9 protein-coding genes are annotated in these 8,956 nt (G+C 72.1%); 3 read left to right on the forward strand and 6 right to left on the reverse strand.

Going from position 1 to position 8,956, the window contains the following annotated elements; all coding sequences use genetic code 11:
* Positions 1 to 713: 713 nt before the first annotated feature.
* A complete protein-coding gene (gene trpS, locus GUY61_RS30190; protein ID WP_166633425.1) occupies positions 714 to 1,712 on the forward strand; it encodes a tryptophan--tRNA ligase in 999 nt (332 codons plus the stop codon).
* On the opposite strand, the gene GUY61_RS30195 is transcribed toward trpS, so the two are convergent.
* Positions 1,679 to 2,656, reverse strand: a complete 978-nt coding sequence (locus GUY61_RS30195; RefSeq protein WP_166633426.1) for a GlxA family transcriptional regulator — start codon at positions 2,654 to 2,656, stop codon at positions 1,679 to 1,681. The genes trpS and GUY61_RS30195 overlap by 34 nt on opposite strands.
* A 97-nt stretch (positions 2,657 to 2,753) precedes the next feature.
* On the opposite strand from GUY61_RS30195, the gene GUY61_RS30200 reads away from it, so the two are divergent.
* Entirely contained in the window at positions 2,754 to 3,344 is a 591-nt protein-coding gene (locus GUY61_RS30200) for a cysteine hydrolase family protein (RefSeq protein ID WP_166633427.1), read from the forward strand.
* Positions 3,345 to 3,482: 138 nt separating this feature from the next.
* Here GUY61_RS30200 and proC read toward each other — a convergent pair whose 3' ends face one another.
* The 5 genes from proC to GUY61_RS30225 all read right to left on the reverse strand — a co-directional run bounded on the left by proC (position 3,483) and on the right by GUY61_RS30225 (position 7,716).
* Positions 3,483 to 4,292, reverse strand: a complete 810-nt coding sequence (gene proC, locus GUY61_RS30205; protein ID WP_166633428.1) for a pyrroline-5-carboxylate reductase — start codon at positions 4,290 to 4,292, stop codon at positions 3,483 to 3,485.
* Positions 4,293 to 4,653: 361 nt separating this feature from the next.
* Positions 4,654 to 5,391, reverse strand: a complete 738-nt coding sequence (locus GUY61_RS30210) for an ABC transporter permease (RefSeq protein WP_166633429.1) — start codon at positions 5,389 to 5,391, stop codon at positions 4,654 to 4,656.
* Positions 5,388 to 6,191 (reverse strand): ABC transporter ATP-binding protein, encoded by an 804-nt coding sequence (locus GUY61_RS30215; RefSeq protein WP_166633430.1) that lies wholly within the window; start codon positions 6,189 to 6,191, stop codon positions 5,388 to 5,390. The genes GUY61_RS30210 and GUY61_RS30215 overlap by 4 nt, the downstream gene beginning before the upstream one ends.
* Positions 6,192 to 6,500: 309 nt before the next feature.
* A complete protein-coding gene (locus GUY61_RS30220; protein WP_166633431.1) occupies positions 6,501 to 7,322 on the reverse strand; it encodes a class I SAM-dependent methyltransferase in 822 nt (273 codons plus the stop codon).
* Between the two features lie 82 nt (positions 7,323 to 7,404).
* The gene (locus GUY61_RS30225) at positions 7,405 to 7,716 is read right to left on the reverse strand and encodes an SH3 domain-containing protein (RefSeq protein ID WP_166633432.1); all 312 of its coding nucleotides are present in this window, start codon (positions 7,714 to 7,716) and stop codon (positions 7,405 to 7,407) included.
* 149 nt (positions 7,717 to 7,865) lie between these two features.
* Between GUY61_RS30225 and GUY61_RS30230 the strand changes: the two genes are divergently transcribed.
* Positions 7,866 to 8,956: serine/threonine-protein kinase (locus tag GUY61_RS30230; RefSeq protein WP_166633433.1), on the forward strand; the 1,091-nt coding region annotated here is incomplete at its 3' end.

The following is an 8,956-nucleotide window of genomic DNA, read 5'->3' on the forward strand; positions in this document are numbered from 1 at the left end:
GGTATCAACATATCTGGCGTTGACTTTTGGCACGCTGTTGAGTTCTCAAGGAACGGACGCTTCCTTCGTACTCACCCCAGAACACTCTCCGAGGCTTTCCTCCGGGCGCTTCCCTTCGGTGTTTCCAGCTTAGCAGATCCGATTTCCGTTTCTGCCACCCGCTGGAGCGGGCTGCCGTTCCGTTCTCCGCTTTCGCGTTTCCCTTTCCGGCGATTCCGACTCTATCAGATCCTTTCGGCGCTGATTCCCGGTCGAATCGGGGTTGCCTTCCCGGCTGTTGGGCCGTTCCGACGAGGTGAGACTTTAGCGGAATCCATTGCCCCGAAGCCAATCGGGGCCGCGTTCCTTCGAACGCCGATTCCTCATTCCGCAAAAGCACACGGCAACGGTGCGACGACTCGACAGAGTGATCGCTCGTAGAGAGTGGTTCTTGCGGAATGGCTGTCCGGGGACCGACCGGAATCGGCGCTCACGTCGGACAACCCGGAGAACGTTACGGATGGGGCAAGTCCGTGTCAACTCCGGTCGAGGACGCTACGCTGCCTCCATGACCACGCGTACGAACACGCTCTCCTGGTGGGCCGCCTGACCGGCGGCCCCAGTGTTGCGTATGCATTCAACGGCCGCCGCCCCGGCGGCCGTTCGCGTTTCTCCCTCCGGGAGGCCGGCCCGCCGGACCCGGCGGCGGCCCCGAGCGGAGTCGAGGGTGAGAGATGGCGCGGATCTTCAGTGGGGTCAAGCCGACCGGGCATCTGACGCTGGGGAACTACCTGGGGGCGATCCGGCGGTGGGCGGAGCGGGACCAGCACAGTGCGGAGGCGCTGTTCTGCGTGGTCGATCTGCACGCCCTGACCGTGGAGCACGATCCGGCACGGGTGCGGAGGCTGAGCAGGCAGGCGGCCACCCTGCTGCTGGCGGCCGGACTTGATCCCGACGTGTGCACCGTCTTCGTGCAGAGCCATGTGGACGAGCACACCCGGCTGTCCTATCTGCTGGAGTGCACCGCCACGGACGGGGAGATGCGGCGGATGATCCAGTACAAGGAGAAGGCCGCACGGGAGCGCGCCAGGGGCGGCAGTGTGCGGCTGTCGCTGCTGACGTACCCCGTACTGATGGCGGCGGACATCCTGGCCTACCGGGCGGAGGAGGTCCCCGTCGGGGAGGACCAGGCGCAGCACGTGGAACTGACGCGGGATCTGGCGGTGCGTTTCAACCAGCGGTACGGGCCCACGTTCACCGTGCCCAGGGCCACGCATCCGGCCGTGGCCGCGCGGGTCATGGATCTGCAGGACCCCACGTCGAAGATGGGGAAGTCCCACGACGCGACGGGCGGAATCGTCTATCTGCTCGATGATCCGGACGTGGTGCGTCGCAAGATCATGCGAGCCGTGACGGACAGCGGGCGCGACGTCGAGTACGACCGCGTGGCGAGGCCGGGACCGGCGAATCTGCTGGACGTCCTGGCCGCCTGCGGGGACGGGGACCCGCGGGAGCTGGCCGGTGCGTACGGGTCTTACGGCGCGCTGAAGTCGGACGTCGCCGACGCGGTGATCGAGTTGCTGCGGCCCGTGCGGGAGCGGCACGCGGAGCTGAGCGCCGATCCCGGACAGGTGGATGCGGTGCTGAAGGAGGGGGCGGCCAGGGCGCGGGCCATGGCGAGGCCCGTGGTGGACGCGGCCTATGACGCGGTGGGGCTGCTGCCGGCGGGCTGACGGAAGGCGGCCCGGTAGTCGCGCGGGCTGGTGGCGAGGTGGGCTGCGAAGTGCTGCCTCATGGTCACCTCGCTGCCGAAGCCCGTGCGACGGGCCACCTCCGGGATCGGGTGGTCGGTCTGTTCCAGGAGCCTCTGGGCTGCGGCGAGGCGCTGGGTGATGAGCCAGTGGAGCGGGGTGGTGCCGGTGGTGGCGCGGAACCGCCGGGCGAAGGTGCGCGGTGACATGCCCGCGCGGGCGGCGAGACCGGCGACGGTGTGGGGCTCGTCGAGATGCTCGAGCGCGTGGGCGCGGACGGCCGCGAGGGCGTCGGCCTCGCGGTCGGCGCGCGGGGTGGGGCGTTCGATGAACTGTGCCTGGGTGCCGGTGCGGAAGGGAGCGGTGACCATGGCGCGGGCGATGGTGGCGGCGGCCTCGGCGCCGTGAGTGGTGCGGACGAGGTGAAGGCACAGGTCGATGCCCGCGGCCGTGCCGGCGGAGGTCCAGATGCCGGAGTCCTCGATGAAGAGGGCGTCCGGCTCGACGGCGACTGCGGGGTGGCGTTCCTGGAGGCGGGCGGCGAGGTGCCAGTGGGTGACCGCGCGGCGGCCGGCGAGGAGACCGGCCTCGGCGAGGACGAAGGCTCCGGCGCACAGGGCCGCGACGGGAGTTCCGGCGGCGTGGGCGCGGCGCAGCGCCTCGAGTACGGGCGCGGGGGTGGAGACCGAGGGGTCCTCGATGCCGGGGACGACGACCAGATCGGCTCGGGCCGGCCAGTCGAGGCCGCGGTCGGGGGTGAGGCTGAGGCCGCCGGCCATCGGGACGGGGGCAGGGTCGGCGGCGGCGCGGCGCAGTTCGAAGGGCGGGACGCCGCGCAGGGTGCGGCCCGTGCCCCATACCTCGGTGATGACGGAGACGTCGAATGCGCGGATGCCAGGGAAGGCGAGGAGTGCCACGCGGTACATGTCGGGCGAGTGTGGCAGACATCGCCCGGCAGGATGCCATCGATGAGCGGCGTTGCTGCCACTGGTGGAGTGGGGGGCGCGGCGCCAGCATCGAGGCATGGAGATCGCACGGAACGCCGCGCTGGTTGTCGTCGACGTACAGAAGGGGTTCGAGGAGGAGTACTGGGGGCGCAGGAACAATCCGGACGCGGAGCGGAACATCGCGGCGCTGATCGACGCGTGGCAGGGCTCGGGCCGGCCGGTCGTGTTCGTGCGGCACGACTCGCCGGCGCAGTCGAGGTCGCCGCTGCGGGTCGGGCACGTCGGCAATGAGTTCAAGGACTTCGTGGAGGAGCGGCGAGGCAGGGGTTCCGGGCCGGAGCTGCTGGTGCGGAAGTCGGTGAACTCCGCCTTCTACGGCGAGCCGGACCTGGACGCCTGGCTGAGGGGGGCGGGTATCGGGCAGCTCGTGGTCGCCGGGATCCAGACGAACATGTGCAACGAGACGACGGCCCGGATGGGAGGGAATCTGGGGTACGAGGTGTTCTTCCCGCTGGACGCGATGCACACCTTCGACCTGGCGGGTCCCTTCGGGTGGACGTCGACGGCCGATGAGCTGTCCCGGGCCACGGCGGTCTCGCTGCACGGGGGCCGTTTCGCGAAGGTCGTCGGGACCCGGGAGCTGGTCGAGGCCGCCGGAGCGCCGTGAATCGGCCGGAGCGCCGTGAATCGGCCGGGGCGCCGTCGGCCGGCTCCGGCCGGACACGGGGGCCGGCCGGAGCCCACGGCCGCGCGGATCGTGCGGGTTGTACGGCTCCGGGCGGCTGGGCCGGGGTCCGGGGGCGGGTCAGCCGTTGCCGGAGGCGAGTTCGCGGCTGCGGTCGCGGGCGGCTTCGAGGGCGGCGATGAGTGCGGCGCGTACACCGTGGTTCTCGAGTTCCCGGATGGCGCTGATGGTGGTGCCGGCCGGGGAGGTCACGGCCTCGCGGAGCTTGACGGGGTGCTCGCCGCTGTCCCGGAGCATCACCGCGGCGCCGATGGCGGCCTGCACGATGAGGTCGTGGGCCTGGGCGCGGGGCAGGCCGAGGAGGATGCCCGCGTCGGTCATGGCCTCGACGAGGTAGTAGAAGTACGCCGGGCCGGAGCCGGAGAGGGCGGTGGCCGCGTCCTGCTGGGCCTCGGGGACGCGGAGGGTCTTGCCGACGCCGCCGAAGATCTCCTCGGCGTGGGCGAGGTGTTCTTCGGTGGCGTGGCTCCCCGCCGAGATGACGGACATGGCCTCGTCGACGAGGGCGGGGGTGTTCGTCATGACGCGGACGACCGGGGTGCCGGGGGCGAGGCGTTCCTCGAAGTACGAGGTGGGGATGCCGGCGGCGCCGCTGATGATCAGCCGGTCGGCGGGGACGTGCGGGGCGAGTTCGTCCAGGAGGGTGCCCATGTCCTGCGGCTTGACCGTGAGGATGAGGGTGTCGGCGGTCTTCGCGGCCTCGGGGTTGGACACGGGGGTGACGCCGTAGCGGGTGCGGAGTTCCTCGGCGCGCTCCTGGCGGCGGGCGGTGACCAGGAGGTCGTCGGGGGCCCAGCCGGCGCGGATCATTCCGCTGAGCAGGGCCTCGCCGATCTTGCCGGTGCCGAGGACTGCGACTTTCTGGGTCATGCGGGGTTCGCCCTCCGGGTGCGCGGGTGGTTCGTCGTCCTTTGCCATCCTCGCACCGGGCGCGGTCCCGGGGCGGGCCGTCCATTTGGTGGTACGGCGTGGCGGGGGCGACCGGGCACGCGGACCCCACCGCCCGCTAGTGCCGCGTCGGTCGGGGTTTGCCCGCCGAGGAGCGGCGTCCGGTGCCGGGGGCACCTCCCGCCGGAGGCAGGGGGAGCATCGCAAGGCGGCCGGAAGCCCTCGTAGTGGGCCTGCTCGGGCATTCGGCCAACGCAGCGTGGGGGTACCCCCCGCGGCCGGAGGGCTGCGGGCGAGTGCCGTGCAGGGCGTCGCGACGGGGCGAACCTCGGCCGACGCGGCACTAGGCGGTGCGCCGGCGCAGAGTCGCGGCGCCCAGGGCGAGGACCAGGATTCCGCAGCCGGTGACGATGGCGGTGTCGCGGATGAACTCGGCGGTGATGTCGGTGTGTCGCAGGACCTCGTTCATTCCGTCGACCGCGTAGGACATGGGCATCACGTCGGAGATGCCTTCGAGGACCGGCTGCATGTTCTCGCGCGGGGTGAACAGTCCGCACAGCAGCAACTGGGGCAGGATCACCGCGGGCATGAACTGGACCGCCTGGAACTCGGAGGCCGCGAAGGCGGAGACGAACAGGCCGAGGGCGGTGCCGAGGAGCGCGTCGAGGAGCGCGACGAGCAGCAGCAGCCAGGGCGAGCCGATGACGTCGAGACCGAGGAACCACACGGACAGGCCGGTGGCGAGGGCGGACTGGACGATGGCCAGGGCTCCGAAGGCGAGGGCGTAGCCGCCGATCAGGTCGGCCTTGCCCAGGGGCATCGCGAGGAGTCGTTCGAGGGTGCCCGAGGTGCGTTCGCGCAGCGTGGCGATGGAGGTCACCAGGAACATCGTGGTCAGCGGGAAGATGCCGAGCAGCGACGCTCCGGTGGAGTCGAAGGTGCGGGGGTCGCCGTCGAAGACGTAGCGCAACAGCGTGATCAGTACGCAGGGCACGAGGAGCATCAGGGCGATCGTGCGGGGGTCGTGGCGCAGCTGCCGGAGGACCCGCAGGGCGGTGGCGAGGGTGCGTGCGCCATTCATCGGACGGACTCCTTGTGTGCGGCCCTGCGGGCGTTGGCCTCGTCGACGAGGTGGAGGAATGCGGCTTCCACGGTGCTGGTGCGGGTGCGGTCGCGCAGGGCGTCCGGGGTGTCGTCGGCGAGGATCTCGCCCTCGCGCATGAGCAGGAGGCGGTGACAGCGTTCGGCCTCGTCCATGACGTGCGAGGAGATGAGGAGGGTGGCTCCGCGCTCGGCGGCGAGGGAGTGGAAGAGGTTCCACAGGTCGCGGCGGAGCACGGGGTCGAGGCCGACGGTCGGCTCGTCGAGGACCAGCAGTTCGGGTGTGCCGAGGAGGGCGACGGCGAGGGAGACGCGGCTGCGCTGGCCGCCGGACAGGTTTCCGGCGAGGGCCTCCGCGTGCGAGGCGAGGTCGACGTCGGTGATGGCCCGGGTGACATGAGCGTGGCGTTCCTCGGCCGCGGCGCGCCCGGGGCTGAGGATCGCCGCGAAGTACTCGAGGTTCTGGCGCACGGTCAGGTCGTCGTAGACGGAAGGCGCCTGGGTGACGTATCCGATGCGGGCCCGCAGCGAGGCGTCCCCGGCGGGTGTCCCGAGGACCTCGAGGGTGCCGGTGACCTTGGCCTGGGTGCCGACGATGGCCCGCATGAGGGTGGACTTGCCGCAGCCGGAGGGGCCGAGGAGCCCGGTGACCTGGCCGGGCGGAACGGAGAAGGCGAGGTCCTTGAGGACCGTGCGGGAGCCGCGGACGACGGTCAGACCGCGGGCGCGAACGGCGGGGGCCCCGTCTGTCGCGGCGGACTCGGGAGCAATATTCATCATGCGATGAATATTGCTCCCGGGTGACGGCGTCCGTCAAGCGGCGCGTCGGGCCGGCCGGCTCCGTCGAGACGGCTCAGGAGCGGGCGGAACAGCCGCCGAGGCACGGGGGACGGCCGCCGAGGGCACGGGGGCGGCAGCGGGACGGCCACCGAGGGCACGGGGCGGCAGCGCGACGGCCGCCAGGCGTGGGACGGCCGCCAGGCGTGGGACGGCCGTCGGGAGCGCGGGACGGCTCGACGGTCCGCGCGCCGCACAGGACCGGGCGCCCCCGGGCATCCGCGGCGGCAACGGGTGGGGCGGGACCACTCCTCAGACGGACGGCACGCGGGGCGTGAGGGGCGTGACGGGCCTGAGGGGAATGGACGGCCGCAGGGTGACCGTCAGGTCGACCGCGTAGGACTCCTCGACGAGGCCGTCGGGGAAGAGGGCCAGGAGGTGGCGGCGCTCGTCGTCGAGGACGGGTGCGGAGGCCTCGGGCCCGAGGACGGCGAAGTACGAGCGGCTGCCGAGCATCGCGAGGTGGGTGTCCACAGGGACGCGGCGGCTCCAGTGGAGCCGCCGGAACACTGCGGGGTGCCCGAGGGCGCGGAGGATGTCCGGGGCCTCGCCGGTGAGGCCGTGCGCGTGGTAGCCGGGCATGCGGCGCCGCAGCCGCTCCTCCTGCTCCACCGTCCAGGAGACGTCCGGGTCCGGCACGTTCCACCACATCGCCAGGCAGCCGCCGGGCCGCAGCACGCGCAGCGCTTCGGGCACCGAGCGCGCGGGGTCGGTCCAGTGCCAGGACTGGGCGTACGTCACGAAGTCGGCGCTCGCGTCGAGGAACGGCAGCCGGTCGCCGTCGCCCCTGACGAGAGGAACGTCCGGCAGCCCGGCCCGCAGTAGCGCGCCCATGCCGGGGCCGGGTTCGACGGCGGTGACGCGGGCGCCCCGGGCGCGCAGCAGACGGGTGGCGATGCCGGTGCCCGCCCCCACGTCGACGAGGTCGGCGCCGGCGAGCGGGCGGCCCGCCAGTTCCTCCACGGTCTCGAAGAGCTGCCGGGGATAGCCGGGGCGCGCGGCGTCGTACTGGGCGGCGACGGAGTCGAAGGAGAGCGCGAACTCGCCGTGTCCTCCCGGCTGCTGCTGCGTCATGCGTTCATCGTGCCGGGGGCGTCAAGGGCGCGGCCCGGCGCCCGCGCCCCGAAGGGGCGGGCGAGCCGGGCCGGCCACCGTGTCAGGAGCAGCGCGGTGCGATGTACCCGTCGCTGCCCGTCTTCACATAGGCGTCCGAGACGAACTGCCCGGAGGCGATGTTGTCCCAGATGTTGGTGGTCCCGTACGGACCGGTGATCGTCTGCCCCGGCGTCTGGCAGTAGATCGGCACCCAGGAGCCCTCCGCGAGCACCTTCACGATGCTGTAGCCGGTGCCGGGACCACTGCGGACGTTCACCCGGTAGCCGGGCGCGATCGGATAGGTGACGAGCGCGGCCGCCGCCGCTCCCGTGACTTCCGTGGCTTCGTTCGACTCTGCTTCCTCAACGGCCATGTGGGCCTCCCCCGTTCCGGATCCTCCCCGAGGATCTCCTGCGACCCGTGCAGGCTAGCAAGTCCGAAAGTGTTCCCCGGATGGATCGTCAGAAGGATCGATTAGGCTCCCGCCATGGCGCTCGCGAACGATCGCACGGGGGTGGATCCATGGCGCCGCTGCGCGACCAGGGCGTAGGGCCGCAAGCGGAATGGCACGAGGGCCGGGGGCGGCCCCAGTACGCCGGGCAGTACCGCCTGGAGTCGGTGCTCGGCTCCGGTGGCATGGGCGTGGTCTATCTGGCGCGCTCCGCGTCCGGGCTGCGCCTCGCCGTGAAGGTGGTCCACGAGGAGCACGCGAGGGTTTCCGAGTTCAGGGCGCGGTTCCGCCAGGAGGTCGCCGCCGCCCGGAGGGTCAGCGGGGCGTTCACCGCCTCCGTCGTCGACGCCGACCCCGACGCGGAGCGGCCGTGGATGGCCACGCTGTACGTACAGGGCCCGACGCTCGCCGAGTACGGGAAGCGGAACGGCCCCCTCTCGCCCGCGAAGCTGCGCCGGCTGATGGCCGGGCTCGCCGAGGCACTGCGCGACATCCACCGGACCGGAGTGGTGCACCGCGATCTCAAACCCAGCAATGTGCTTCTGACGGCAGAGGGGCCGAAAGTCATCGACTTCGGCATCTCGCGGCCCTCCGACAGCGACCGCAACCTGCGCACCGAGACCGGGAAGCTGATCGGCACACCGCCCTTCATGGCACCCGAGCAGTTCCAGCGGCCGAAGGCCGTGGGGCCGGCCGCCGACGTCTTCGCGCTCGGGTCGGTGCTGGTGCACGCGGCGACCGGGCGGGGGCCCTTCGACTCGGACAGCCCGTACATCGTGGCGTACCAGGTGGTGCACGACGAGGCCGACCTGGCGGGGGTGCCCGAGGACCTCGTGCCGCTGCTCACCCGCTGCCTGGCGAAGGAGCCCGGGGACCGGCCGACGCCGGACGAGATCATGGCGGAACTGCGGGAGCAGGCCGCGTCGTACGACACCCAGGCGTTCACCGCGGACGAGTTGGAGGCGTTCATACCGGAGCAGCGGGAGCCGGTCGGCGCCGAGCAACCGGACGCGTACGGGGGCGACGCGGGGAGACCGGGCGGCGGGTCCCGGGCACGACGGCCCGCGGACCGGTACGACGGACACGGGGACGGGGACGGGCACGGAACCGGCAGGACGGGGACCGGGGAGAACCGGACCGGAGACACCGGAGACAACCGGAC

This window comes from Streptomyces sp. GC420, assembly GCF_009916105.1.
GTDB lineage: Bacteria > Actinomycetota > Actinomycetes > Streptomycetales > Streptomycetaceae > Streptomyces.